This window comes from Pantoea coffeiphila, assembly GCF_016909495.1.
GTDB lineage: Bacteria > Pseudomonadota > Gammaproteobacteria > Enterobacterales > Enterobacteriaceae > Erwinia > Erwinia coffeiphila.
This window is the reverse complement of record NZ_JAFBFW010000003.1, coordinates 222,373-248,548: the sequence shown is the minus strand read 5'-3', so window position 1 is coordinate 248,548 and position 26,176 is coordinate 222,373. Positions and strand designations below refer to the sequence as shown.

The 26,176-nt window shown below is 58.3% G+C and carries 24 protein-coding genes; 13 read left to right on the top strand and 11 right to left on the bottom strand.

Annotation, left to right across the window (positions count from 1 at the left end):
* Positions 1 to 8 precede the first annotated feature (8 nt).
* Positions 9 to 1,238, top strand: a complete 1,230-nt coding sequence (locus JOE09_RS10865) for an MFS transporter (RefSeq protein ID WP_205065790.1) — start codon at positions 9 to 11, stop codon at positions 1,236 to 1,238.
* 210 nt (positions 1,239 to 1,448) lie between these two features.
* Here the strand turns inward: JOE09_RS10865 and fsa are convergent, their stop codons facing one another.
* Both fsa and JOE09_RS10855 read right to left on the bottom strand, forming a co-directional pair.
* Positions 1,449 to 2,114 (bottom strand): fructose-6-phosphate aldolase, encoded by a 666-nt coding sequence (fsa, locus tag JOE09_RS10860; protein WP_200543267.1) that lies wholly within the window; start codon positions 2,112 to 2,114, stop codon positions 1,449 to 1,451.
* A 389-nt stretch (positions 2,115 to 2,503) separates the two neighbouring features.
* Entirely contained in the window at positions 2,504 to 3,241 is a 738-nt protein-coding gene (locus tag JOE09_RS10855; protein WP_200543254.1) for a DeoR/GlpR family DNA-binding transcription regulator, read from the bottom strand.
* Between the two features lie 229 nt (positions 3,242 to 3,470).
* On the opposite strand from JOE09_RS10855, the gene JOE09_RS10850 reads away from it, so the two are divergent.
* Positions 3,471 to 4,280 carry a Cof-type HAD-IIB family hydrolase gene (locus tag JOE09_RS10850; RefSeq protein WP_205066137.1) on the top strand — a complete coding sequence of 270 codons (810 nt, stop codon included), beginning with the start codon at positions 3,471 to 3,473 and terminating at the stop codon, positions 4,278 to 4,280.
* Here the strand turns inward: JOE09_RS10850 and hglS are convergent.
* Positions 4,277 to 5,608 carry a 2-oxoadipate dioxygenase/decarboxylase HglS gene (gene hglS, locus JOE09_RS10845; RefSeq protein ID WP_205065789.1) on the bottom strand — a complete coding sequence of 444 codons (1,332 nt, stop codon included), beginning with the start codon at positions 5,606 to 5,608 and terminating at the stop codon, positions 4,277 to 4,279. The genes JOE09_RS10850 and hglS overlap by 4 nt on opposite strands.
* Before the next feature lie 156 nt (positions 5,609 to 5,764).
* Here hglS and JOE09_RS10840 point away from each other — a divergent pair, with 156 nt between their 5' ends.
* Together JOE09_RS10840 and JOE09_RS10835 are read left to right on the top strand one after the other, a co-directional pair.
* Positions 5,765 to 6,187, top strand: coding sequence for a nucleotide triphosphate diphosphatase NUDT15 (locus JOE09_RS10840; RefSeq protein ID WP_205065788.1), 423 nt, complete (start codon positions 5,765 to 5,767; stop codon positions 6,185 to 6,187).
* 109 nt (positions 6,188 to 6,296) lie between these two features.
* Positions 6,297 to 7,076, top strand: a complete 780-nt coding sequence (locus tag JOE09_RS10835; protein WP_205065787.1) for a HalD/BesD family halogenase — start codon at positions 6,297 to 6,299, stop codon at positions 7,074 to 7,076.
* Positions 7,077 to 7,098: 22 nt separating this feature from the next.
* On the opposite strand, the gene JOE09_RS10830 is transcribed toward JOE09_RS10835, so the two are convergent.
* From JOE09_RS10830 to treF, 3 genes are all read right to left on the bottom strand, one after another.
* Positions 7,099 to 8,199 (bottom strand): DUF2817 domain-containing protein, encoded by a 1,101-nt coding sequence (locus JOE09_RS10830; RefSeq protein WP_205065786.1) that lies wholly within the window; start codon positions 8,197 to 8,199, stop codon positions 7,099 to 7,101.
* A 3-nt stretch (positions 8,200 to 8,202) separates the two neighbouring features.
* Positions 8,203 to 8,982, bottom strand: coding sequence for an ABC transporter substrate-binding protein (locus tag JOE09_RS10825; protein WP_205065785.1), 780 nt, complete (start codon positions 8,980 to 8,982; stop codon positions 8,203 to 8,205).
* Between the two features lie 112 nt (positions 8,983 to 9,094).
* Positions 9,095 to 10,765, bottom strand: a complete 1,671-nt coding sequence (gene treF, locus JOE09_RS10820; protein WP_338049333.1) for an alpha,alpha-trehalase TreF — start codon at positions 10,763 to 10,765, stop codon at positions 9,095 to 9,097.
* A gap of 426 nt (positions 10,766 to 11,191) precedes the next feature.
* Here treF and JOE09_RS10815 point away from each other — a divergent pair, with 426 nt between their 5' ends.
* Together JOE09_RS10815 and JOE09_RS10810 are read left to right on the top strand one after the other, a co-directional pair.
* Positions 11,192 to 12,610 (top strand): MFS transporter, encoded by a 1,419-nt coding sequence (locus JOE09_RS10815; protein ID WP_205065783.1) that lies wholly within the window; start codon positions 11,192 to 11,194, stop codon positions 12,608 to 12,610.
* Positions 12,611 to 12,752: 142 nt separating this feature from the next.
* A complete protein-coding gene (locus tag JOE09_RS10810; RefSeq protein ID WP_123331769.1) occupies positions 12,753 to 13,379 on the top strand; it encodes a LysE family translocator in 627 nt (208 codons plus the stop codon).
* Positions 13,380 to 13,427: 48 nt separating this feature from the next.
* Here the strand turns inward: JOE09_RS10810 and JOE09_RS10805 are convergent, their stop codons facing one another.
* Together JOE09_RS10805 and JOE09_RS10800 are read right to left on the bottom strand one after the other, a co-directional pair.
* Positions 13,428 to 13,973 carry a LeuD/DmdB family oxidoreductase small subunit gene (locus JOE09_RS10805; protein WP_205065782.1) on the bottom strand — a complete coding sequence of 182 codons (546 nt, stop codon included), beginning with the start codon at positions 13,971 to 13,973 and terminating at the stop codon, positions 13,428 to 13,430.
* Positions 13,970 to 15,280, bottom strand: a complete 1,311-nt coding sequence (locus tag JOE09_RS10800) for a 3-isopropylmalate dehydratase large subunit (RefSeq protein WP_205065781.1) — start codon at positions 15,278 to 15,280, stop codon at positions 13,970 to 13,972. The genes JOE09_RS10805 and JOE09_RS10800 overlap by 4 nt, the downstream gene beginning before the upstream one ends.
* 138 nt (positions 15,281 to 15,418) lie before the next feature.
* On the opposite strand from JOE09_RS10800, the gene JOE09_RS10795 reads away from it, so the two are divergent.
* Positions 15,419 to 16,315 (top strand): LysR family transcriptional regulator, encoded by an 897-nt coding sequence (locus JOE09_RS10795; RefSeq protein ID WP_105592157.1) that lies wholly within the window; start codon positions 15,419 to 15,421, stop codon positions 16,313 to 16,315.
* A gap of 162 nt (positions 16,316 to 16,477) precedes the next feature.
* Here the strand turns inward: JOE09_RS10795 and JOE09_RS10790 are convergent, their stop codons facing one another.
* Positions 16,478 to 17,257, bottom strand: a complete 780-nt coding sequence (locus JOE09_RS10790; protein WP_200543595.1) for an L-threonylcarbamoyladenylate synthase — start codon at positions 17,255 to 17,257, stop codon at positions 16,478 to 16,480.
* A gap of 365 nt (positions 17,258 to 17,622) precedes the next feature.
* On the opposite strand from JOE09_RS10790, the gene JOE09_RS10785 reads away from it, so the two are divergent.
* On the top strand, positions 17,623 to 18,960 hold the full coding sequence (locus tag JOE09_RS10785; protein WP_205065780.1) for an MFS transporter: 1,338 nt from the start codon (positions 17,623 to 17,625) through the stop codon (positions 18,958 to 18,960).
* Positions 18,961 to 18,990: 30 nt separating this feature from the next.
* On the opposite strand, the gene JOE09_RS26300 is transcribed toward JOE09_RS10785, so the two are convergent.
* Both JOE09_RS26300 and JOE09_RS10780 read right to left on the bottom strand, forming a co-directional pair.
* Positions 18,991 to 19,119 carry a hypothetical protein gene (locus JOE09_RS26300; protein WP_275584425.1) on the bottom strand — a complete coding sequence of 43 codons (129 nt, stop codon included), beginning with the start codon at positions 19,117 to 19,119 and terminating at the stop codon, positions 18,991 to 18,993.
* Entirely contained in the window at positions 19,112 to 19,924 is an 813-nt protein-coding gene (locus JOE09_RS10780; protein ID WP_105592160.1) for an IclR family transcriptional regulator, read from the bottom strand. The genes JOE09_RS26300 and JOE09_RS10780 overlap by 8 nt, the downstream gene beginning before the upstream one ends.
* A 337-nt stretch (positions 19,925 to 20,261) precedes the next feature.
* Between JOE09_RS10780 and JOE09_RS10775 the strand changes: the two genes are divergently transcribed.
* The 5 genes from JOE09_RS10775 (at position 20,262) to yiaK (ending at position 26,174) form a co-directional block, all read left to right on the top strand.
* Positions 20,262 to 21,788 (top strand): sugar ABC transporter ATP-binding protein, encoded by a 1,527-nt coding sequence (locus tag JOE09_RS10775; protein ID WP_200560542.1) that lies wholly within the window; start codon positions 20,262 to 20,264, stop codon positions 21,786 to 21,788.
* A gap of 40 nt (positions 21,789 to 21,828) precedes the next feature.
* Complete coding sequence (locus JOE09_RS10770) at positions 21,829 to 22,926, top strand: ABC transporter permease (protein WP_205065779.1); 1,098 nt, start codon at positions 21,829 to 21,831, stop codon at positions 22,924 to 22,926.
* The gene (locus tag JOE09_RS10765; RefSeq protein ID WP_205065778.1) at positions 22,923 to 24,023 is read left to right on the top strand and encodes an ABC transporter substrate-binding protein; all 1,101 of its coding nucleotides are present in this window, start codon (positions 22,923 to 22,925) and stop codon (positions 24,021 to 24,023) included. Before JOE09_RS10770 ends, JOE09_RS10765 begins: the two co-directional genes overlap by 4 nt.
* A 13-nt stretch (positions 24,024 to 24,036) precedes the next feature.
* On the top strand, positions 24,037 to 24,888 hold the full coding sequence (locus JOE09_RS10760) for an SMP-30/gluconolactonase/LRE family protein (protein ID WP_200560540.1): 852 nt from the start codon (positions 24,037 to 24,039) through the stop codon (positions 24,886 to 24,888).
* Between the two features lie 287 nt (positions 24,889 to 25,175).
* The gene (yiaK, locus tag JOE09_RS10755; protein ID WP_205065777.1) at positions 25,176 to 26,174 is read left to right on the top strand and encodes a 3-dehydro-L-gulonate 2-dehydrogenase; all 999 of its coding nucleotides are present in this window, start codon (positions 25,176 to 25,178) and stop codon (positions 26,172 to 26,174) included.
* The last annotated feature ends 2 nt before the right edge of the window (positions 26,175 to 26,176 follow it).

The window sequence follows — 26,176 nt, the reverse complement described above, 5'->3', positions numbered from 1 at the left end:
TAACAACCATGTCAACGCAAACACAACCATCGCATGACGAACGGCCGCTGGCGGCTTCCACCGTGCTGATGCTGGCGACCGGTGCCGGCTTCAGTGTCGCCTCGATCTACTACAGCCAGCCGATGCTGGAAATTTTATCCGGCCAGCTGCACGCCAGTGTGACCGCCAGCGGCCTGGTGCCGACCCTGACGCAGATTGGCTACGCGCTGGGGATACTGCTGCTGGCCCCGCTGGGCGATCGCCACGATCGTCGCACCATTATCAGCATTAAAGGGCTGCTGCTGACCCTCGCGCTGCTGCTTAGCGCCGCCGCCGGCAATATCACCGTATTGCTGGTTGCCAGCCTGGCGGTGGGAATTGCCGCTACCATGGCGCAGGATATCGTTCCGGCTGCCGCCCATCTGGCACCAGCAGCGCAGCGCGGCAAAACCGTCGGCACGGTGATGACCGGGCTGCTGCTGGGGATCTTGCTTTCGCGCGTAGTGAGTGGTGTGGTGGCACAGTACGCAGGCTGGCGCACAATGTTTATTCTTGCCGCTCTGCTGGTCCTGATGATTACGCTGATCCTCTGGCGTCGCCTGCCACATATCGCCCCGAGCACCGCGATGAGCTACCCGGAGCTGCTGGCGTCAATGCGTCATCTGTGGCTGCGCCACGGGGAACTGCGCCGCGCAGCGCTGGCACAGGGCCTGCTGTCCGTTGGCTTCAGCGCCTTCTGGTCAACGCTGGCGGTGATGCTGCACAGCCATTACGGTCTGGGTAGCGCCACGGCGGGGGCCTTTGGTCTGGCCGGTGCCGCAGGTGCGCTGGCCGCACCGCTGGCGGGAATGCTCGCCGATCGCCACGGCCCGGCCATGGTGACCCGGCTGGCCACGGCGCTGGCGACCGTATCGTTTGCCGCTCTGTTCCTGCTGCCCCTGCTGCCGGTTCCGGCTCAGCTGGCGCTGATTGTTGTCTCTGCTCTCGGCTTTGATTTTGGCGTGCAGGCCACGCTGGTGTCCCACCAGACGCTGATATTCGGTCTGGAGCCTGCGGCACGCAGCCGTCTGAACGCGCTGATGTTCACCGGGGTCTTTATCGGTATGGCAGTCGGTTCTGCGCTGGGTAGCCTGATGCTGGAACGTGCAGGCTGGCCGGGCGTGGTAGCGCTGCTGACCGTGGCCGGTGCCGGTAGTTTTGTGGTGAGAATGTGGGGGCGCAGTGCGCAGGTTCAGGACGCGATAACGGCAGCAAAATAGTCGGGAAGCGGATGACGTATGAACCCGTCATTCAGATCCCAATTACGTCGCTGAAAGCCGCTATAAACTCAAACAGTGCGAACCCTTTTATCGGGTTCGCATTTTTATAAACGCTTAGCCAATCAGCCAATCAGCCAATCAGCCAATCAGCCAATCAGCCAATCAGCCAATCAGCCAATCAGCCAATCAGCCAATCAGCCAATCAGCCAATCAGGAAATTTTCAGCTCGCCGTAGGCCGCCGTCCAGTCCTGATCGAAGCGTTGCAGCGCGCTGTCGACTGCCGGATCGAGCAGGAACAGTTCGGCGACATCCGGATCGACGGTGATCGACTCGCATCCTGCCAGCATGCAGTCCAGCACCTGGCGCGGCGTACGGAAGCTGGCCGCCAGCACTTTGCTCTGCGGGCAGTGGAGCGACAGCAGCCTTTGCAACTCTTTAACCAGCATAATGCCGTCGCCGCCCTGCGCATCCACGCGGTTTACGTAAGGCGCAATGTAGCTGGCCCCGGCCAGTGCAGCATAGAATCCCTGCCCTGCGCCGTACACGGCGGTGCCCAGCGTCGGGATATTCTGCTGGGTCAGCGCCTTGATCGCCGTCAGACCGTTATGCGTTACCGGCACTTTCACCACCAGCGACGGGACGATTTCACGCAGATGCAGCGCTTCATCCACCATCGCGGCGGCATCATGGGCGATAACCTGGGCAAACAGCGTGCTGTCTGCGGGCAAAATCGACACCAGTTCCTGCAGCACGCTGCTTAACGGGCGCTTGCTGCGCGAGACGATGCTTGGGTTTGTCGTGACGCCTTTAATCGGCAGAACGGCCGCCAGACGTTTTACTGCCGCAACGTCAGCGGTATCTAAATAGAATTCCATGGTGACCTCCGGTGCAAAATGCGATTCACAATAAAAAAGTTTCATATGCAATATATTTTCATTTCATTGAAAAATAAATCTGTATCTTTGTATAAAACGCGATCGCTATCACATTGTAGAAACACTGGAAAAACCAAATATAACTCGTTGTATATATTGAAATATAGTCAAATTTAGGGCGAAAATATTTATATATCGCAAGTTGAGTTTTCTATAGCGGAGGGTTTCGAAACAAAGGAAAGAAAATATGAAAGAAAAATGCCCGAATTAGCCGCCGCATAAAAAAGCCCAACGCGCTCGATCCACCGGTCAGGCGGTCAGGCGGTCAGGCGGTCAGGCGGTCAGGCGGTCAGGCGGTCAGGCGGTCAGGCGGTCAGGCGGTCAGGCGGTCAGGCGGTCAGCACCTTAACGCCCTGACCGGTTAAGCTGCCAACAAATTCTGCGGAAAGATGCCGATCGGTGATAATCGTATCAATATCGCCATGCTTCGCCACATTATAAGGGTAAAGTTTGCCAAACTTGGCGGACTCGGCAATCACGAAATTCTGCACCCGCTTTTCAATCGCCAGCCGGATGTTCTCGGCGCGCATCACGTCGCGGCCGGTAAAACCGTGTTCCGGACTGTAGCCATCAATGCCAATAAACACCTTGTTAAAGTTGATGTTGTTAATGCACAGGTGCGTCAGCGGCCCCACCAGGCACTCGCTGCGCTTTTGCAGCACGCCGCCGATTAACACCACTTCCTGATGACAGTTCTTCAGCTCGTTTGCGACATACACACAGGGCGTAATTACCGTCACATCGAGCCCGGAACGGCCAATTTCGCGGGCCAGATGGGCGTTACTGCTGCCCGCTTCAATAAACACCGTGTCGCCCTCGCAGAGCAGCCCCAGAGCGCGCTTCGCCATCGCCTCTTTGGTACTGAAATTACTGCTGACCCGCTCGCTGAGATCGTTGAGCGACACCGCATAGCCGTGGGTCCGGGTCAGGTAATTCAGCTTTTCCAGCTCGACCAGATCCTTGCGAATCGTCACGCCGGATACCGCAAACTGCAGCGCCAGATCCTGAATACTGACTTTCCCCTTTTCTTCCACCCGATCCAGAATCAGCCGATGCCGCTCTTTCATCTCATCCTCACAGTGCCGTACGCCCGACAGCAAAAAACTTTCATTAGTAAATTATTACTTTCATATTATGAAACATGAGGAGCGATAACAATCACCGCTATTCGGCCTGTATCGCAAAAACGAAAGAAAAGCGGCACAAAGGTGCAAAATTCGCCTCTTTTTTTTTGCACCTTTTCCGACGAAAATAGCGGATGTTTTTTCTACTTCAGGGCATGGAACCGTGATTAAAATGATCGCCGTCGATATGGATGGCACCTTTCTTTCAGACCAGAAAACCTATAATAAAGCCCGGTTTTTGGCGCAGTATCAGCAAATCAAACAGCAAAACATCCGTTTTGTGGTGGCCAGCGGCAATCAGTATTACCAGCTGATCAGCTTCTTCCCGGAAATCCGCGGTGAGATCACCTTCGTCGCCGAAAACGGTGCTTACATTATCGATCGCGGGCAGACGCTCTTCTGTGGCGATCTCAGTGCCGACCGCGTGCAGCGCGTACTGACGGTGCTGTCGGCGTTCCCGGACGTTCACGTGGTGCTCTGCGGCCCGCGCAGCGCCTGGATGCTGGGCTCTTCGCCGGATGCGCTGGTGACGCTGATGTCAAAACACTACCACCGCCTTGAACTGCGCGAGAGCTTTGACCATCTGAATGAAAGCGTCTTCAAGTTTTCGCTGAATCTGCCGGACGAAAAGATCCCGGAACTGATGGCACACGTCGGCCATGCGCTGGACGGCATCGTCACCCCGGTATCCAGCGGCTTTGGCTTTGTCGATCTGATTATTCCAGGCGTGCACAAGGCCCACGGACTGGCGCTGTTGCAGCGGCAGTGGGGCATCGCCGATGAGGAAGTGGTTGCCGTCGGCGACAGCGGTAACGATATCGAGATGGTGGCGCATGCGGGCTTCGGCTTTGCGATGGCTAACGCACAGCCTGCGGTCAAACAGGTTGCGCGCTACCACACCGAGAGCAATAACGACGAGGGTGCGCTTAATGTTATCGAGCGCGTGCTGACCGGCAGTGCGCCGTTCGGCGGCTGGGCTTAACTCAGCTCCTCAGTCAGCCGATCGAGCGAATCCTGCTGTAGCTGCTGATACAGCGCAAATTCATCCTGCACCGCGCAGCCCAGCGCCTGCTCAAATGCCGCCTGGCTGGGATTGCCGCTGCTGACGCTGCTGGTGTCGCTGCCCAGATTGGACTGGAAAATCCCCGCCGCGCTGACCGGCAGAAAGTCCTCGTAGATGATCGGCTCGGCAATCACTGCGCCGCTGGCGATCAGCGCCTCCAGATCCTGCCCCGGCTGTGCCACAGCGCCCGGATTGCGCCGGTAGCGGTAAAAGGCCAGCTGCTGCTGACGCAGTTCGGCATCGCTGTCGGGAAACGCGGCAAACACGGCGCCGAGGTGCTGCTGGTGGGCGGCGTTATCGCTGAACTTCTGCGCTGAAGCCTCGCGCAGCAGCCGATCGTACAGCTCGCGGCCTTTACGGGTCAGGGCGACGCCGCGCTGTTCGATCTCACCAAAGCGGGCGGTGTGGGTGCCCTGCTCGCGGTCGGAAAAACGGATCTCTTCATTCAGCGCCTTAAAGCTGGTCTGCCGCAGCAGGATCGGGCAGCGTCGGCGCGGCGGGCCTTCAATCACCTCTTTCGGGCTGATGCCGTACTCCGGCATCAGCTGCTGCACGCGGTCGATATCCAGCGTGCGCGGCGTCAGGTGGTTGATGTGCGGCCCGCGGAAGCAGGCGACATCGGCAATCAGCCGATGCTGGGCCAGCAGCGCATTATAGGTTGGCAGATCCACCGCCGCCTGCTGGTGCCAGCGGAAGGTTTCCAGCGCTTCTCTGACGAATTCCTCCGCTTCACTTTCGCTGAATCCGCCCTGCTGCTGCCACAAAACCAGCAGCTCGCGCAGGCGCGGCGTATAGATATCGCGGCGGGCCAGCACATCGGCCACCCGCTGGCGCAGGGCAGGATCGTCAATCAGCTCCAGCCGCAGCAGCGAGGTAAAAACTCGGAAGGGATTGATCAGCAACGAGGCTTCACTGACCGGGCGAAAAGCGGTGGAATGGACCGGCACGCCCGCCTCCGAGAGATCGTAATAGCCCACCGCCGACATGCCCATCACCGCAAACAGCTGGCGCATGGTGGCCAGCTCGGCCGCGGTTCCCAGACGAATCGCACCGTGGCGCTCCACGCTCAGGCGATTCAGTTCTTCCGGGGATAACGCGCTGCAATCCCGCGTTGATTCCTGCTGATTCACTTCCCGCACCAGCTGAAGCAGCGTGCCGTACTGCGGCACTTCCGCCTGGTACATGGCCGACATGGCTTTAGAAAAGCGGTCGCGTATCCGATCGGCACTGATAAATCTGTCACTCATTGCAGCTCTCCTGAAAAAGCTCAAATTATCCCACTGGCAGCATAGTCACCCCGCCGCGAGTTGAGTACCGTTTGCATCACAGATTATCAATAATGTGAATCAGCCCGCGACTGCGGCTATTATCATGGCGATCGTTTTATTTCAGGGAGAATAAACATGCCTCAACCCCGCATCGGCGTTGGCGTACTGATTTTTCGCGACGGCAAAATCCTGCTCGGCAGGCGGATAGGTAGCCACGGCGAGGGCGACTGGTCGGCCCCCGGCGGCCATCTGGAATTTGGTGAAACCCCGCAGCAGTGTGCTGCCCGCGAAGTGCTGGAAGAAACCGGACTGATCCTCGGTGCCACTACCCTGGGCCCGTTTACCAATGACGTCTTCCACGCCGAGCAGAAACATTACGTCACGCTGTTCGTGCTGGCCCACGCGGCCATCGGCACGCCGCAGCGCTGTGAACCCGAAAAATGCGCGGGCTGGCAGTGGTTCGATCCCGCCTTTCTGCCACAGCCGCTGTTTGCACCGCTGCGTTCGCTGCTGGCACAGGAAGGCAGCCTGGCCGCGCTGGCAAAACCCCCGGTTTAGCGCGGCGCGGCGGCGATCGCAAAAGCGTAAAATACCTGCAAAAACAGATAGTCAGCGGCAGGGGGAAGCCGTAGAGTGAAGTTCACACTCCGCCGCTGACGAGAACCCGATGAACGCACTGACTTCTCTCCTGAATCTGCCCGCTCACCCGATCGATGATGCCGCTTACACCGAACGCTGTCGCCTTCAGCTGGCGGACTCCGGCGCGCTGGTACTGCGCGGTTTTCTGACCCCTGCCGCGCTGGGGATCATCAAAAAAGAGGGCGAAGAGAATCAGCATCTGGCCTTCTACGCCAAAAGTCAGCACAACGTTTATCTGCAAAAAACCGATGAAACCCTGCCCGCCAATCATCCGCGCAACCGCCAGGTGGTGTCGTCAAAAGGCTGTATTACCGACGAAGAGATCCCGGCAGATTCGCCTCTGCGTAAGCTGTACGATTCTGTGGAATTCAAAGCCTTCCTCTGCGGCGTGCTGGACGAACAGCAGCTGTATCCCTACGCCGACAGCCTGTCATCAATCAATCTGCACTATGCGCATACCGGCCAGGAGCTGGGCTGGCATTTTGACAACTCGTCCTTCGCCATCACCCTGCTGATCCAGAAACCGGAAGCGGGCGGCGTGTTTGAATACGTCAGCCATCTGCGCGATGCAGAGGCAGGGGAGATGAATTATGACGGCGTGGGTAAGGTGCTGAATGGCGAGCAGGAAGTACAAAAACTGGAGATTGAACCGGGGGATCTGGTGCTGTTTCGCGGGCGCAACGCGCTGCACCGGGTGACGCCAACCGAAGGCGATATCACCCGTATGCTGGTGGTGCTGGCCTATAATGCACAGCCGGATATTGCGCTGTCGGAAAGCGCCCGTATGACCTTCTACGGGCGCCTCTAGTACTTAACGGACGCCTCAGATCTTAACGGGCGGCGAGCAGCGCCGCCCAGCCGCGCTGGAAGATCTGCCGGGTACGGAACGCCACCAGCGCCTGCCAGTCGGCATCCTGCGGGTTGAAGCCCTCAAACAGCTGCCATTTCAGCTGCCGCCCCTGCTCGCTCGCCGGTTCGCCGTACAGATGAAGCCAGTGGTCGTCGCGCACCCGGCGATGCATTTCATCCCCGGCATAGGTCCCGCACTCCACCACCAGCTGGATCAGCTCCGTATCCGGCAGATTATCGAGCAGGAACTGTGACAGATAGCCGGTGGCCGTGGCGGTGACGCCGGTTTCGCTGTCGCGGCCCGCGCCGGTGATCAGCACCGTCAGCCACTCGCCGAAAATCTGCCGCGCCTCGTCCAGCGCCGGGTAAGGCCGCTCGGCGATCGCCAGCAGCATCGGATGCCCCCAGGCTCCCGCGCCGGTGTGCAGATCGAAGCTGATAATGCGCTCCGCATGCTGGAGGTGGTTGGCGATAATCTGCTTCAGCGTCAGATACGACCAGCTGGCGCGGCTGCCACCGAAGAAGATGCCGTCGGCAAACTGATACTGCCCGGCTTCAACGATCTGCTTCACCCCGCTCCAGCCGCGTATGGCACACTGCTCTGCCAGCATGGCATCGGCGGCGGCACGTTCAGGGCCGTTAACGTCGCGGCAGGTGTAGATCGCGTGCAGTTCGCGGTAAGTCGCATTTTCCGGCGCACCGGCGGCGAAGTCGATAAAGTTGCGGTTGAGGTCGGCGTTATCTTCATTCACCCGCCGCAGGTGCGCGGTGCCCCACGGATTCAGCAGGTGAACCAGCACCACCGCCACGTCATCCGGCAGCGCCTGGCCCTCCAGCGCGTCCAGCCAGGCAATCTGGCTGTCGGAACCGTAGTAGCCCTCTACGCCGTGCGTGCCGGAAATAATCAGCATCACGCGCGGTGCATCGGCGCGGCCCAGCACCGCGACATCGGTTGAAAGCGCTTCACCGGCGGGGCCGGTTAACGGATGGTCGTAGCGGGTTACGGTGCCGCCGTTGCGCGCTACTGCTGCCAGAAAGCGCGCCCGCTGCGCGGTGAAATCAGGAAGAACAGTCGTAGTCATCGCTTATTCCGGTAGCTTGTAGACGTCAAAGCTGAAGTACTTCTTCGCTAACTTATCGTAGGTGCCGTTTTTATGCAGTTCGGCCAGCGCCTGATTAATCTTTTCGACCCGCGCCGTATCGTCCTTGCGCAGGCCGATGCCGATGCCCTCACCGAAGTATTTCTGGTCATACATCGGCTCACCGGCGATATGATAGCCCGCGCCCTGCGGGGTTTTCAGGAAGCCGGTTTCAGCCGCTGCGGCATTAATAAAGGTGGCATCCAGGCGGCCCGAGGCCAGATCCGGATAAATTTCCGCTTCGTTCTGATAGCTCACCACCTGCACACCCTGCGTTTCCCATACGCTTTTAGCGAAGGCTTCCTGGGTGGTGCCCTGCGCCACGCCGACGGTTTTCCCCTTCAGCACTGCCGCATCCGGCAGCAGCTTGCTGGCTTTAGACGTCAGCAGCGCGCTCGGCACGTTGTAGATCATATCGGTGAACAGCACCTGCTGGCGGCGTTTTTCGGTCATTGCCATCGCTGAGAGGATTGCATCGAATTTACGCGCCTGCAGAGCCGGAATAATCCCGTCGTACGCGGTCTGCACCCAGACGCATTTCACCTGCATCTGCTGGCAAACGGCATTGCCCAGATCGATATCAAACCCCTGTAGCGATCCGTCCGCCGCCTTGCTTTCAAACGGGGTAAAGGTCGGATCGACGCCAAAGCGCAGTTCTTCGGCAGCCTGCGAGGAGGCGCTAAAGGCGGCCAGCAGCGCCAGCGCGGTAAGGGTGAGTTTTTTCATGGTAGATCTCCGGATTAATCAGGCGTTTACTTCCAAGTAATACCATGATTAATCGCGGAGAAATAAGGTTATTAGCTTATAAAACAGGAAGAATAATTAGCAGGAGTGATAGCTATCCCTCCGGGTACATCTCCAGCAGGCGGCGGGTGACGCCGTTGGTCCAGCCAAATCCGTCCTGAAGCGGGTATTCCCCCCCGGCCCCCAGCAGCGCGGCATCACCGCTGACGTTGTACTTCTCCACCATTTTATGGTGCTGCTGATAGGTTGATGAGACGGTTCTCAGCCAGCGGCTGGCGATTTCATGTGCCAGATTCTCGTCGCCGTAAATGCTGAAGCCCTTCACCGCCATCCACTGTAGCGGTGCCCAGCCGTTGGGGCTGTCCCACTGCTCACCGGTCTGCTCCATGCTGGAGAGCAGGCCGCCCGGTGCCAGAAGATAGTCGCGCACCGCTTTGGCCGTACGGTTGGCCTGATCCAGGCTCGCCATGCCGACGTAAACCGGGGTGACGGCGGCGGCGGAGAACGTTGCCTGCTCGCCGTCGCGCCAGTTGTAGTCGCGGTACAGGCCGGTGTCGTTATCCCACAGATAGTGGTTCACCGCCTCCTGCCGACGGTACGCCAGCTGCTGATAACGTTCGGCGGTGGCCTCGTCTCCCCTGGCTGCCGACAGTCGGGCAATCGCCATCTCCAGCTTGTAGAGGAACGCGTTCAGGTCGATGGGGATAATGCTGGTGGTCTGAATGCTGGCCAGACGCCCCGGCTCGCTCAGCCAGCGCGAGGTATAGTCCCAGCCCGACGCCGCACCGGCACGCAGGTCGCGATACACTTCGCTGGACGGGCGCGATGAGTCACGTGCGGTTTCCACATCCTCAATATATGACTCGTCGCGCGGGGTATCGCGATCGTCCCAGTAGCGGTTCAGCACCGCGCCATCCGGCAGCATCACCACGTGGCGATACGCCTGATTCGGCTCCAGGCTTTCCTGCCCATCCATCCAGAAGGCGTATTCGCTTTTCAGATGGCGAAGATAGCGCTGCGCCTCGTTGACGCCGTTCTTCTCAAACAGCTCCACCATCATCGCGAAGACCGGCGGCTGCGAACGGCTGAGATAGTAGGTGCGGTTGCCGTTGGGGATATGGCCGTAGCGATCGATCATCCAGGCAAAGTTGTCCGCCATATTGCGCAGCAGATCGCAGCGCCCGGCGGCGGCAAAGCCCAGCATGCTGAAATAAGAATCCCAGTAGTAGGTTTCACCAAAGCGTCCGCCGGGCACCACATAGGGCTTCGGCAGCGGCAGCAGAGAGGAATATTCGCAGTGCTGTTTAGGGTGGCGGGTTAATACCGGCCACAGCGCGTCAATATGTTCCGCCATGGTTTTTTCCGGGTCGGAAACATAATGACTTTCATTAACCTGCGGCAGGTCGAAATTCTCCAGCACGAAATTATGCAGATTAAAATCATCGCGTTCGCGCGCCAGATAATAACGAAACATAATCCGTTCCGGATCTATTTTTGGTGCACAGTCAGCAAAGGTTTTACTGTCGCTAAAGATGCGCGACGTCTGCACCGCGACGAACAGTTCCTGATAACGGTCCGACGGCGTCAGAATATCGGAGACCGGCAGGCCGCGAATGTGCTCCGGCTGCGGCTCCATCACCGCTTCGGGACCGGCTTCGTAGTCGAGATACCAGTTCTCAAATTCGCCGGGAATGTTGGTCATCGTCTCAGTGTGATTGAAAGTGATAAAAGCCTCCTGCTGCCGGTAATAATCGGCAGAATTCACATGATGAATTTATCGTACTGCTAATAAGTATAGTACCGGTGTCTCTTCACGCAACCCGATGTTTCTATTAATCTTAATGACATATTATTTCAAAAAATAAATGAAACGTTAAATACAGTTTTTTTATAAAAAAAAGAAAATATCAGGGCGAATGAATAAACATAAACTGACAAATTAACTATCCAGTCGATTTGATTAAAAATAGCCGCCGAATAACAGTCGCTTAGTGTGATCCGGCTCACTGTTTTGCGATCGGTGAATTTCTCAGCTTTTTTCGCGGCAAACTTCAGTGCGAACAGCAGATTAGTACGTTTTTCCCAACGCTGACGCGCCCCGCTGGGCGCAATGAACGGCAGCTGTTATGTTACGTGTTTGTAAATTTTAAGCGGCCGCATTTTTTTCACTCACCGGCCTCACGGAGCCATTATGCAATCTGGCACGCCCGCCACCTCGCCCACTGCACCGATACCACGAACCTGGTGGATCGCCCTGCTGGTCGCCGTCACCTTCTTTATGGAAAACCTGGATGCCACGGTAATCGCGACGGCCATGCCGCAGATGGCACGTGATTTCTCGGTCAGCGCGGTGGATATGAACGTCGGCATAACCGCCTTTCTGCTGGCGGTGGCAGTATTTATTCCGCTGAGCGGCTGGCTGGCCGACCGCTTTGGCGAACGGCGTATTTTTGCCAGCGCCATCGTGCTGTTTACCCTCGCCTCACTGCTCTGCGGCCTGAGTACCTCGCTGCCGATGTTTACCTTCAGTCGCGTGCTGCAGGGGATCGGCGGTGCGCTGATGGTGCCGGTGGGCAGACTGCTGGTGCTGCGGGTAACGGAAAAACAGGATCTGGTGCGAACGATCGCGCTGATCACCTGGCCCGGCCTGATCGCTCCGGTGCTTGGCCCGCCTCTCGGTGGGCTAATCGTCACCGTCGGCCACTGGCCGTGGATTTTCTGGCTGAATATCCCGCTGGGCATTGCAGCACTCATCTGTACCTTCTGGCTGATCCCCAAAGGCGAACGCGGCCAGCCGCGCCCTTTCGATTTAGCAGGCTTTCTGCTGACCGCCATCGCCTGCGCCGCGCTGATCGCCGGGCTGGAGTCGCTGGGCCAGAGCCATCTGCTTGCGGGCACGGCGCTGCTGCTGCTGGGCAGCCTCAGCGCATGGCTGGCGTGGCGACATGCGCGCCGCGCAACAGCCCCGATGCTGCCGCTGGATGCACTCAGCATCAGCTCGTTTCGCAGCACCCTACAGGGCGGATCGCTGTTTCGTGCCGCCATCAACGCCATTCCGTTCCTGCTGCCGCTGATGTTCCAGGTCAGCTTTGGTCTGTCGGCGATGGAGGCGGGTATTCTGGTGCTGTGGGTGTTTGCCGGTAATCTGGCGATGAAGCCGTTCACCACCGCAGTGATGCGCCGCTGGGGCTTCCGGCAGGTGCTGCTGATCAACGGCGTTATCAGCACGGCGGCGATTGCCGTCTGCGCCTTTATTACCCCGGCGCTGCCGTACCCGCTGCTGGCACTGGTGCTGTTTATCGGCGGGCTGTCGCGTTCAATGCAGTTCACCTGCTATAACTCTCTGGGCTTTGCCGACGTGCCGCGCCCGCAGATGAGCGCCGCCTCCACGCTGTTCAGCATGTTCTTCCAGTTCAGCATGAGTGCCGGTATCGCCTTTGCCGCGCTGGCGCTGCGCGCCTCGATGTCTTTACAGACGCATTCGCAGCCGCTGCCAGTGGATTTTTCCTGGGCGTTTATCGCCGTCAGCCTGCTGTCGCTGCTGGCATTACTGGACAATCTGCGACTGAAGGCGGGAACCGGCGAGCACGTTTTACAGCGCCAGCCGTAGCGATAATGGAAAATCTTGCGCATGTGATTTACTTCTCACTGCCGAGAAAATAAACTATCGCTCCTTCGTATTTCAACGAAATCCATTTATCGCTTATCGCTAAAAACCCTCAGGCAGAGGGTTTTCAATGAAAGGACCCTGTATGACGCTCCACCTCTGGTTGGCCTATACCGGCGTGATTGCCGCACTGATTGCCATTCCCGGCCCGTCGGCTTTAATCAGCATGACCCACGGCCTGCGCTTCGGCCGCAAACATGCGCTGGCAACGGTTGTCGGCGGCGTGCTGGCAGCCATGGTGCTGATGACCGCCTCCGCGCTGGGTCTGGGTGCTATTCTGGCCGCCTCCACTACCGCCTTTACCATTCTGAAGGTGGTCGGTGCCGCCTATCTGGTCTGGCTGGGTATTTCCGCATGGCGCGATAACAGCCATGAAACGCCGGTGGCCACCCCAGAAATGGAAGATGCGCCGAGCGCGCTGCGCCTGTTCCGTAAGGGCTTTATGGTCGGCATCAGCAACCCGAAAGATCTGCTGTTCTTCGCCGCGCTGTTCCCGAACTTTATTGATGCCAGCCAGCCACACGCGCTGCAGTTTGCCACCCTGGCGATCACCTGGGCCGCGCTGGATTTCAGCATTATGTTCAGCTACGCCTGCGCCGGTCGTCGCCTGTCCGGGCTGTTCTCTAACCCGAAACGGCTGCGGATGCTCAACCGCTCAACCGGCAGCCTGTTTGTCTTTGCCGGTGGCGCGCTGGCTATCTCAGCCAAGTAATCCCTCAGGGCCGCCTCACCGCGGCCCTGCTGCTTTATAGCGGGGAATTTATGCGCTTTTGATTCTGCCGCTGGCGCGGGCATAGGCAAATAGCCCACCCGCCGCGACGATGTTCGCCAGCTCGCCCGCCGGATCGATGGCCGCCGTTTCACCGCAGTCCAGCAGCGTGACGGTCTGCGCGTCGTTGTCGATTTCCACCCGGTCGCCGGTACGCAGGCGATCGCTCAGCCGCGTGGCCGAAGCCAGCGGCAGCACTTCGCCGGTCGCCACGCAGTTGCGGAAGAAAATGCGGGCATAGGACTGCGCCAGCACCGCCTGCACGCCCGCCGCGCCCAGCGCAATCACCGCATGCTCGCGTGAAGATCCGCAGCCAAAGTTTTTGCCGGCAACGATAATCGGATGCGCCGCCCGCTGGCCGGAGGCATCCAGAAACGGCAGCGCCCCTTCCGGCAAACCACACATCGCCAGCCCCGCCAACTGCGCGTAGCCCTCCGGGGTCGAGGGATTCACCTTCAAATATTCGGCGGTCAGGATCTGGTCAGTATCAATGTTGTCGCCCAGTACGTAGGCCGTTCCGCTGATGATATTTTTCATGATGGCACTCCTAACAGCTCAACAGGATTGGTTATGGTGCCGCGCACCGCAGCGGCGGCTACCGCATAAGGAGAGGCCAGATAGATGTTGGCGCGCTTGTGCCCCATACGGCCCACGAAATTACGGTTGGTGGTGGAAATCACCGAAATCGGCTGATTAATCCGGCCGAAGGTATCGGCAGGCCCGCCGCAGCAGGCCGCACAGCCGGGCTCGGATGATAGATTCACCCCCGCAGCGGTCAGGATTTCATAGATTGACTGGTTCGCAATGCGGGTGACGATCAGCTGATGAAACACCTCTTTGGTGGCCGGAACGGCAAAGGTCGGGATCGCCACTTTGCGGCCCTGCAATATCCGAGCGGCGGCAAAAAAATCCGCCAGCTTGCCGCCGGTGCAGGAGCCAATATAGGCCTGTGAGATTTCCACCTGCTGTAAAGTATCGATCGATACCACATTGTCCGGCGAGTGGGGTTTCGCCACCAGCGGCTGCATAGTGCTGACATCAATGTCGACAACGCGGCTGTAAACCGCATCGGCATCGGCCTCCACCACATTAAAAGGCACCGTGGTGCGCGCCGCCAGGTAGTCGAGGGTGGCCTGATTCGGCACCATAATGCCGTTCTTAGCCCCGCACTCCACCACCATATTGCACATGGTCATGCGCTCTTCTACCGACATGGCGTCAATCACCGGACCGGCAAACTCAATCGCCTCGTAGGTGGCCCCCTCCACCGTCAGTTCACGCAGCAGGGCGAGGATCAGGTCTTTCGCCTGCACCTGCTGTGGCTGCTCACCGTGATAGTTCACCCGAATGGTGGTCGGCACCTTCAGCGGGATCTCACCGGTGCCCAGCGCATAGGCCGCATCGGTGATCCCCAGTCCGATCGCGAAGCAGCCAAACGCCCCGGCGGTCACCGTATGGGAGTCGGTGCCCAGCAGCACTTCCCCCGGGCGCGTATGGCCCCCCTCAGCCAGGCCAATATGGCAGACGCCCTTATAGGCGGGTGTGCCCACATCATAGAAATACGTAACGCCCTGCTCGCGGGCAAATTCACGCATCACGCGAATATTCTGATTCGCCTGCGGGTCGGCAGAATAAACAAAGTGGTCAGGAATAAGAATAAAACGTTCCGTGCTCCATATTTTCGCCTGTTCGCCAAATTCTTTTTTAAATACGCTGGCCACACCCGGCATACAGGGATCGTGCGACATTAATACATCCACCTTCGCCCAAACTATTTCTCCAGGCGTCACGCTTTCGCACCCGCTTGCTCGGGCGAGTATTTTCTGGCTGATTGTCTGACCCATGTTAATTATCTCTCTGCGCTATTATTTTCCGACTGCTTACATTTATTTGTAATTACCCTATCTCTTTTCTGTTCGTCGGAAACGTGAAATATGCTAGTATTCTTTATTGTTTCTCCTTAAGAACAATCCGGGATAATAATGAGCGATTTTGAAAACCTGCACGGGATGATTATTTTTGCCAAAGTGGTGGAAACGCTGAGCTACACCGAAGCGGCAAAGGTGCTCGGGCTGGCAAAATCCTCGGTCAGCAAGGAAATTTCGGCGCTGGAAGTGCGTCTGGGGGCGAAGCTGCTAACCCGCACGACGCGGCGGATTCAGGTGACTGAAGTCGGCATGACCTATTATCACTACTGCTACCGTATCCTGCACGAAGTGAAAAGCGCCGACCTGTTTATCCGCCAGTTCCACGAAGAGCCCACCGGCAGCCTGCGCGTGGTGGCCCCGGTCACCTTTGGCTGCCAGTGCATCGTGCCGGTGCTGAATCGCTTTGTCGCCAGCAATATCCACGTCAGCGTCGATCTTGACCTCACCGACCGTCCGGTCAGCCTTGAGGACGATAATTTCGATCTGGCGGTGGTGATTAAGCGCGAGCTTCCCGGCCACCGAAACTATCGCCCGCTGATGGATATCACCTGGGGGATTTACGCCGCGCCGGATTACCTGCGGCAACACGCTGAGATTACCAGCCCGGACGATCTCACCCGCCATGACTTTATTCTTTTTCGCGGCCCGGCCCACACGATCTCGCTGCCTTTCAGAAAAGAAAAACAGAAAAAAGATATTGAAGTCCGCAGCAGATTTCGTGCCAACAACAGTATTGCGCTGGTGAATTCAGCTATAGCCCAGACCGGCATCGCATATTTACCCAGCTATATTGCGCAGGAAGCCGTCGATGAAGGTAAATTAGTTCAGGTACTGCCGGACTGGGAAATGGATATTTATAAATCCTACGTTCTGATGAAAACGGACAGCTATATTTCCCCACGCGTGAGGTTATTTGTTGAGGCACTGCAAAAAGCGCTGAGTGGTAATTAACATTTCGGGTTCAGGCCGGGAGATGGCAGTAATTTACGATCCGAATTCACGCCGGGAGATGACAATAAAAAACGCCCGCATTAGCGGGCGCTGATTGATTTTCGCGTTATTCGCGCCTGAAGAGAGCAGCATCTGCCGTCGTCTCAGGCGCAGAGGCGATAATCAGTAGTAGTTACCGTGACGGTAATCCCAGGTGGTGAAGATGTCAGACAGCATTGACATGATCTTATCCACATCCAGACCTTTACGGATCAGTACCGGGCATGGCGTGATGTTGCGCTCGCCTTTCTGCTCTGGAACCAGCTTACCGTTTTCGTCCACCATCGCGACCATCACACCCTGCTCGTAACGGGTCTTTTCAGATTCGTTAGGCTGGATAGATTTCACGTAGTCGTTTGCCGCAATGATCAGGTCAGCGTGCTGTTCGATACGCTCGCCGATACCTTCTACCAGGCCACGGTTACCTTTACCTGACGGGTTAGCCGAGCTGGCGAAAGAGAACTTGCCGTGGTTTTCCCACAGTTCTTTTGCCAGGTTCTCACCAGGCACACCGAACTTGATCACGAAGCAGCTGGTCTGGCGGCGGTCCATCATCAGGTCTTTAGAACCGTCTTCCGGAATGCGCGCGACGGCTTCTTCTTTCCACGGCAGGATGCAGCCCAGCAGAACGTCTTTGTCCCAGTGCTGCTGATACAGCTCTTCGATTTCCGGGTTCAGCTGAGCCAGCTCTTTCAGCTGCTCCAGCGAGCCGCACAGCACCACGCCTGGCTTGTTACGGTTACGCTGCTTGGCGTCGAATTTACGCTCCAGGCCTTTCGCATCAGAGGTCATGATGATGTAGCCTACTTTGGTAGGGCAAACGATCATGCCGCCTTCAGCAGACAGGATTTCAACGGCTTCCGGCTGTAAGCCACCATTCCAGTTAACGACTTTATTGCTCATCATGACACCTTCGGATTCGGTTTAAATTAGGAGGGTAATCACCCGTTGAAACCATCCTGCCACAACCAGTTTTTCCTGCAACAATAAACGCGATCTTGGCCATATTGTTTCCATACAGAAACAATCGTTGCACTACGGAAAGGGTGAAACCGACGATTTGGCGAAAATAATATTCCACCGATAAATCTGATGGTGACATTTAACTGACTAACTCATTAAAAATCAGGCGGTTTATTCATTCCATTTTTCCTGTTTCAATGTTGAGCTGGCTCGCAGTTTACTAAATTAACCGCCTCTCCCACCGTTGATGCTTTTACAGCCATTAAGCTTAACGGGTCAGGTGAATCACTCGCCGGGGGAAAATCATGGACACACATCACGCTCAAAGTCGCACACATGTTTATCGCAAAAACATGCGCTATCTGCTGCCGCTGCTGGTGGTCTGCTATCTGTTTGCCTTTATCGACCGAACGATCGTGGGTTTTGCCTGGCTGGAAATGGAGGCCGATGTGGGTCTGAGTGCCGCGGCGTTTGGCCTCGGCGCCGGGCTGTTTTTTATCTCTTATGCCTTCTGCGAAGTCCCCAGCAATCTGCTGATGCTGAAATTCGGGCCGAAGATCTGGTTTTCCCGCATTCTGGTCACCTGGGGCATCATCACCATTCTGATGGCTTTCGTGCAGGGTCCATGGTCGTTTTACGCGCTGCGCTTTTTACTCGGCGTGGCCGAAGCCGGGTTCTATCCGGGTATTATCTACTTCATCACGAAATGGTTCCCGCCTTCGCGCTGCGGCCAGGTCATCGGCATCTTCTTCCTCGCCAATCCGCTGGCGCTGGTGATCGGTAGCCCGCTCTCGGGGCTGATTATGCAAATGGACGGCCTGTATCAGCTGGCGGGCTGGCAGTGGCTGTTTATTCTGATGGGCCTGCCGCCGGTGCTGCTGTCGCTGATTGTCCTGCGCTCGCTGCCGAACACGCCGCAGCAGGCGCACTGGCTGAACGACCAGGAGCGCAGCCAGATCGCCAGCGATATTCAGCAGGAGCAGCAGCAAAACGGCGTCACCGACGCGCCCGGTCCACACCAGCACCCGCTGCGGGTGATGAAGGATCGCCGCATCATGATGCTGATTGCCTTCCTGATGTGTTATCCGATTGTTGGCTATGGCCTGATGCTGTGGCTACCGAGCATTATCAATAAATTCAGCACCTCGGTGATGATGACCGGCCTGCTCTCTGCTCTGCCGTGGCTGGCGGCGGCCGTGGCGGTGATCGTGGTGCCGCGATCCGCAGCCAGGCACAATACGCCGTTTCTGCATATCGGCGTGACGCTGGCGCTTAGCGTGGCCGGCCTAATCCTCAGCGTGATATTTAACGATCCGCTGTGGCGCATGCTGGCACTGTGCCTGGCGGCCTTTGGCATCTTTGCCGGGCAGCCGATTTTCTGGAGCTTCCCGGCGCGACTGCTGAAAGGCACCGATGCGGCGGTGGGCATCGCCTGGATTAACGCCTTCGGCATTGTGGGTGGTTTTATCGGCCCGTACGGATTTGGCGTGGTGGCCCAGCTGACCGGCAGCAATGAAAACGGGCTGGTGTGGTTTATCGGCTGGGGCATTTACGGCCTGCTGATGCTCTACCCGCTGCGGCGGATGATGCGCCGCCAGCGCGGGATGAGCGGGGAAACGGCAGCGGTTCCACATCATCTGTAAACTCAAATGCCGCTGGCCAGCAGATCACTATTACGCGCTGAACGGCGGCAGAAGTCGGGTCGGTTGAACAAACGGCAGAATCGGCAGGGCCATCGCCCCTTCAGCTGCCTTCTCAACGACCGGCGAACATGGCGATCCGGCCATGCCCGGATCAGCCATTAAACCCCAGCTCGGCAGAGATGGCTCTGGCGGTAGCCACCACCGGCGCCATCAGCTTCTTCACCCCAACCTGCTGTAGCTTGGCGGTCGGCAACGACACCGAAACGGCAAACGGCACCCGCTGCTGGATATCAAACACCGGTGCCGCCAGGCAGGACACACCCAGCTCATTCTCTTCTCTGTCCATCGCGGTTTGCTGCTGGCGAATCACCTTCAGTTCGTCCAGCATTTCCGGCAGCGTGGTGATGGTATTTTTCGTCAGCTGCTGGATCGTATCCTGATGCGTTTCCCAGTAGTGCGCCGGATACTCTTCACTGCCCCAGGCCATAAAGATTTTACCCATCGCCGAGCAGTACAGCGGCATATGCTGGCCGATATACGCTCGGGTTCGCAGCATACCGGTCGTCGGCTCCAGCTTGTAAATCAGAATCACATGATCGTCTTCACGGCTGGAGAAATTTACCGTTTCACCCACTTCCAGATTGAGTTTTTCCAGATGCGGGGCCGCAACGTGAATGATGTTCAGCGACGACAGCGCCTTCTGCCCCACCGAAATAAACTTAGTGGTCAGCCGGTAGCTGCCGGGCGACGGCGCCTGGGTGACATAGCCGCTGCTGTGCAGCCCCTGCAACAGTCGGTGGACAGTACTCTTATTCATTCCGGACAGTTCTGACAGATTCGCCAGCGGGCAACCGTTGGGGTAATTACTCAATATCTCAATCAGCTGCAGGCCACGAAACAGACTCTGGGTGCCAGCCGGCTGATCCTTTTTATCATCCTTTGCGGTATCCGCCTTTACGCTCATTCACGCTTCCTCTTAATGTCCCGCACACCCTTTACGGGGCTTTGTCTGATGGTAACTCATGCCTCTGCGGCTGTGAATATGGAACGACGTTTCAACACTGACAATGCTCCATATTAGACGGTTAAAAGCGCAAAAGCGAAGTGAGCGATTCATCACAGATCTATAACATTAAAAATAAATTACTGATTTATATAAATAAATAAAACTTCCTCACCTTTGCTTTCCGTCCGCAGTAAGAATACTATTTTTGAAACTTGATTTCGCATGTTGGAACAAGCGGTGTTTTTATTAAGCTGTCGCCGCCGTTGATACTTGTCTGTTGTTGCAGGAGACTGTTATGCAGAATACACCCGGGGCAGCGGTTCTGACGCTGAGCCATATCACTAAACGCTTTGGCGGCAACATCGCCGTCAACGACGTCAGCCTGGAGGTTCATCCCGGTGAAGTCCTGGCGCTGCTGGGCGAAAACGGTGCCGGCAAATCCACGCTGATCAAAGTCCTCGCCGGAGTTTACCCACGCGACGGCGGCGATATCCGCTTCCACGACGACACCATTACCTCCGCCGCCGCGCTGAAAACCGCCCAGCGCCAGCCCATCGCCTTTATTCATCAGGATCTCGGACTGATCGAGTGGATGACGGTGGCCGAAAATATGGCGCTGGTGATGGGCTTTACCCGTCGGCTGGGGCTGATTGACTGGCGTGCGGTGCGCGAGCGCTCCCGCCAGGCGCTGGAAGAGGTCGGTATCGCCCTCGACCCGGACTCACGCGTGTTCGAACTGTCGCGCACCGAAAAGTCTCTACTGGCTATCGCCCGTGCGGTGGCCGTCAATGCCGAGGTGCTGGTGCTGGATGAGCCCACCGCTTCGCTGCCTGCCAACGACGTCCGCCATCTGTTCAGCGTTATCGAACGCCTGAAAAGTAAAAAAGTGGGAATGATTTACGTCACCCACCGCCTGGACGAAGTGATCGAAATTGCCGACCGCGTCTGCGTAATGCGCGACGGGAAACGCGTAGCGGGCGGCTTCACCCGCGACTACAGCCTGCGCAACCTGGTGGAAATGATCGTCGGCGAAGCGGTAGAGGGAAACCAGCGCGAGCCGCTGCCGGAAAAAGCCGATCCGGTTCTGGCCTTCGACAGCGTCTGCATTGATGAAGTGGGCCCCGTATCCTTCAACCTGCAGCCCGGCGAGATGCTGGCGCTGGCCGGGCTGCGCGGTGCCGGGCAGGAGGAGATTGGCCGACTGCTGTTCGGCCTGCGTCAGCGTACCGGCGGCAGCATTACCTTCCGCAAGCAACACTATCAGGCCAGCTCGCCGCAGCAGGCGATGGCGGCGGGCGTGTCGCTGGTGGCCGGGGATCGCACCGGCGAAAGTCTGGTGATGTCGATGAGCGTGCGTGAAAACCTGTTCATCAATCCCTGCGCCAGCGGCCATCGCCTGCTTTCCCACTACGGACGCCGTGCCGAACTGGGGGCCAGCTGGTGGAAAATGCAGCTGTTCGACGTCCGTCCGAAGGACGTCAGCCTGGATATCAGCGCCCTCTCCGGCGGCAACCAGCAAAAGGTGGTGATGGCGCGCTGGATGCACCTTAATGCGCCGCTGCTGATCCTGGAAGATCCGACTGCGGGCGTCGACGTGGGTGCACGTGAAGAGATCTATCACCTGCTGAACAAAGCGCTGGCTGAAGGCGTGGCGGTGCTGGTGATCTCCAGCGACTTCGAGGAGATCGCCCATATCTGCAACCGGGCGCTGGTCTTCAACCGCGGGCAGATCGTCGGCGAGTTGAAAAACGATCGCGTCAGCTTTGCCAACCTACTTGAGCTGGCCTCCGCCAGCAGCGAATCCACCGTCGCCACCGTGTGAAATTTAACGCCACCCCGCAGGCGGTGGCAGGAGAAGATCTATGTCTAAAACGTCCGTCAAATCGACCGCGCTGGAGCAGCGGGTCAGTCTCAGCCAGCACGGTGCAGGCCCGTGGTCGATGCAAATCGTCACCCGCTACGGCCTGCTGCTGCTGTGCGTGCTGCTGGTGGCGATGTTCTCGGCGCTGTCGCCGTCGTTCGCCAGCATGCTGACCCTCCAGGCGATCCTCTCCAGCAAGGCCAAGATCGCCCTGCTGGCGCTGGCCGCAACGATCCCGATGATCGTCGGCAAAATCGATCTTAACGTCGGTTTCGGGATCGTGCTGTGGCACATCCTCGCCATTACGTTACAGGTGCAGTACGGCTTCTCCTGGCAGATGGCGGTACTGACCGTGCTGGCCATCTCCGCACTGTACGGCCTGCTGAACGGCATTCTGGTGGCGCTGGCGGATATCGACAGCTTCGTCGCCACCCTGGGCTCCGGTACCGTGCTGTACGCCATCGCGCTGTGGCACTCCGGCGGCCGTCAGATCGTCGGCGATCTGCCCGACGCCTTCACGGCCCTGCACTACACCGAAATTTTCGGCATCCCGATTGGCGCGTTCTACGTGCTGGCGGTGGCCATTATCCTGTGGCTGATCACCGAACACACCCCGCTTGGCCGCTGCATGTACGCGGTGGGCGGTAACCCGGCGGCGGCACGGCTGAACGGCATTGCGGTGAATAAATTCACCATCGGCGCGTTTATCGCCTCCAGCGTGCTGACCGGCTTCAGCGGCGTATTGATCGCCGCCGAACAGGGCGTCGGCCAGGCCAGCGTGGGGATGGACTACCTGCTGCCCGCGCTGGTCGGGGCCTTCCTCGGCAGCACCACTATTCGTCCGGGACGGGTCAACGTCTGGGGTACGGTGGTCGGGATTGCCATTCTGGCGATTGGTATCGCCGGTATTCAGCAGTTTGGCGGTGAGTTCTGGGTTGAACCGCTGTTCAACGGTGCCACCCTGCTGCTCTCCATTAGTCTTGCCGGCTACGCCCAGCGCCGCCGGATGTTAAACCAGAAAGCCGTCGTTCGCAGCCAGAGCGCCCCGGCAACGCCTCCTGACAATAACCAAAACGCCACTACAGGAAGTCAGCTATGAAAATTCACGTTCTTGCCTTAACCCTCAGTACTCTGCTGGCCGCAGCCCTACCGGCACACGCCGACAGTTATCTCGACCAGGCCACAGCGGCAGTGACTAAAGCCACCGCCAGCGTGACCGAATGGGACGGCCCGACTACCGGCCCTAAGCTACAGGCGAATAAAAAGGTGATTTTCATCGCCTCCGACATGAAAAACGGCGGCGTGCAGGGCGTGCAGCAGGGGCTGAGCGAAGCCGCGAAGGCGGCAGGCTGGAAGCTCGATACCCTGGACGGCGGCGGCTCGGTAAAAGATCAGCTTGCCGCGCTGAATCAGGCGATTGCCCAGCGCCCGGACGGCATCGTGATCGGCGGCTGGAACCCGAACGTGGCGAAGGTGCTGCTGAAGAAGGCCGCGCAGCAAAAAATCGTGCTGATGGCCTGGCACGCGGTGCCGCAGCCGGGGCCGATTCCGCAGTACGGCGTCACCACCAACATCACCTCGGATTCAACCGAGGTGGCGCGTCTGACCGCACAGTATGCGGTGGTGCATTCCGGCGGCAAGGCCAGCGTGCTGATCTTTACCGACTCGCTGTATCAAATCGCGCTGGATAAAGCGAATACCATGAAGCAGGAGATCGAGAAGTGCAGCGGCTGTCAGGTCGTGGAGTTTATCGATACGCCGCTGGCCGACACCGCCAACCGCATGCCGTCAATGACCTTCAGCCTGCTGCAAAAATATGGCGATAAGTTCCAGTACGCGCTGGCGATTAACGATCTCTACTTCGACTTTATGGCCCCGGCGCTGAAAACCGCCGGTAAAGGCGGCAGCAACGCGCCGTTTAACGTCTCCGCCGGTGACGGATCGGTTTCCGCCTTCCAGCGCATTCGCAGCGGCGACAGCCAGATCGGCACCGTCGCCGAGCCGCTGAAGCTGCACGGCTGGCAGCTGCTGGACGAGTTTAACCGCACCTTTGCCGGGCAGCCGCCGTCAGGCTACGTCACCCCGGCGCACCTGATCACCAAAGAGAATATCGGCAGCGACGGCGGTCCACAGAACCATTACGACCCGCAGAACGACTACCAGGGCCACTACAAAACCATCTGGGGCGTGAAGTAACGGAGGCAGAACAATGGCAATCACCGACGATCTGGTTATTGAGACGCTTTGCTCCCCGGCGATCTGGGCGGAAGGGCCGGTATGGCTGCCGCAGCAGGATGCGGTGGTGTTCAGCGACGTTAAGGGCAACCGCATGTTTCGCTGGCAGCGCAACGGCGAGCTGGAGGTATGGCGTTCACCTTCCAACTTCGCCAACGGCAACGCACGGGATGCCGAGGGGCGGGTGATCAGCTGCGAGCACGGCCGGCGCGGCATCAGCCGTACCGAACACGACGGCAGTGTCACCATGCTGGTGGAGAAGGTGGACGGCAGGCGCTTTAACTCGCCTAACGACGTGGTGGTGCGCTCGGACGGCACCATCTGGTTTACCGATCCGCCGTACGGCATCACCAGCGATGACGAAGGCTATCACGCCCACAGTCAGGTGATCGGCTGCTATCTCTACTGCTTCGATCCGGTCAGCGGCAAACTGACCATCGCCGCCAGCGATTTGCAGCGCCCTAACGGGCTGGCTTTCTCGCCCGACGAAAGCCTGATGTACGTGGCGGATATGTCGGTGATTGATTTTCCCACTCTCGGTCGCCGCGAGCTGCGGGTGTACCAGGTCGAGGGAGATCGGCTGAGCCACGGCAGATGGTTTACCGAAGTCGCTCCCGGAATTCCGGACGGTTTCTGCGTTGACCGCCGGGGCAACGTCTGGTGCAGCTGTGCCGACGGGGTGATCGCCTTCGACAGCAGCGGCAACCGCATCGGCAAGATCCCGCTGCCGGAGTGCGTGTCTAACTGCACGTTCGGCGGCCCGGACGGCGACGAGCTGTATATCACCGCCACCCGTTCGCTGTACCGGGTACGTATCAGGCTGTAAGGGGGAAACGGTGGCGCTTACCGAATTACTGGCTGTACCGGACGCGCCGCAGACCTCAGTCATCATCACGTAGCCGACGGCAGAGGAAACTTTGCTGTCGGCTTTGCCATGCCCGTTTTTGACCGGGTGTGGCGACGATCACAGAAGCTGACATTAATTTTATCTATCTGTTTTTTAACACTAAATTCACCCCCCGTTTTTTTGACTTCATTCCGATAACCTCATAGGATTTATTTGGAACGACATTCCACATATTGAAATACACACCAGCGGGGAGTAACAGCAGCATGAGAATCAGCTACCAGCAGTTAAAGCAGGAGTTCCTGCGCGTTTTACTGGCGCGCGGCGTGGCGGCGGAGAAGGCCGAAGCCTGTGCCACCCTGTTTGCCGATACCAGTGAAAGCGGCGTTTACTCCCACGGCGTGAACCGCTTCCCCCGCTTTATTCAGCAGCTGGATGCCGGGCATATCGTGCCGACGGCAACCCCGGAAAAAATTCTCTCACTGGGCGCGATTGAACAGTGGGATGCACATCGTGCTATCGGCAACCTGACCGCCACCGAGATGATGGATCGCGCGATGGAGCTGGCCGACAGCCACGGCATCGGCCTGGTGGCACTGCGCAACGCAAACCACTGGATGCGCGGCGGCAGCTACGGCTGGCAGGCGGCAGAGAAAGGCTATGTTGGCATCTGCTGGACCAACTCGATTGCGGTAATGCCGCCGTGGGGCGCCAAAAACTGTGCAATCGGCACCAACCCGCTGATCGTTGCCGTACCGGGCGAGCCGATCACCATGGTAGATATGTCGATGTCGATGTTCTCCTACGGCATGCTGGAAATTAACCGTCTGGCGGGCAAAACCCTGCCGGTCGACGGCGGCTTTGATAACGACGGCAACTACACCCGCGACCCGGCCACCATTGAGGAAAACCGCCGCATTCTGCCGATGGGCTACTGGAAAGGCTCCGCGCTCTCCATCGTGCTGGATATGCTGGCCACCCTGCTCTCTAACGGCTCATCGGTCACCGAAGTGACCCAGGACAACGGCGACGAATTCGGTATTTCCCAGGTGTTTATCGCCATTGACGTCGACCGACTGATCGACGGCCCAACCCGCGACGCCAAGCTGGCTCGCATTATTGAATCCATCAGCGGTGCCGAACGCGCCAACGGCGAGCAGGCCATCCGCCTGCCGGGCCATAAATTCCCCGGCATCCGCGCTGAAAACCAGCAGCAGGGCATTCCGGTCGACGAGCGCGTCTGGGCACGTATTCAGGCGCTGTAACA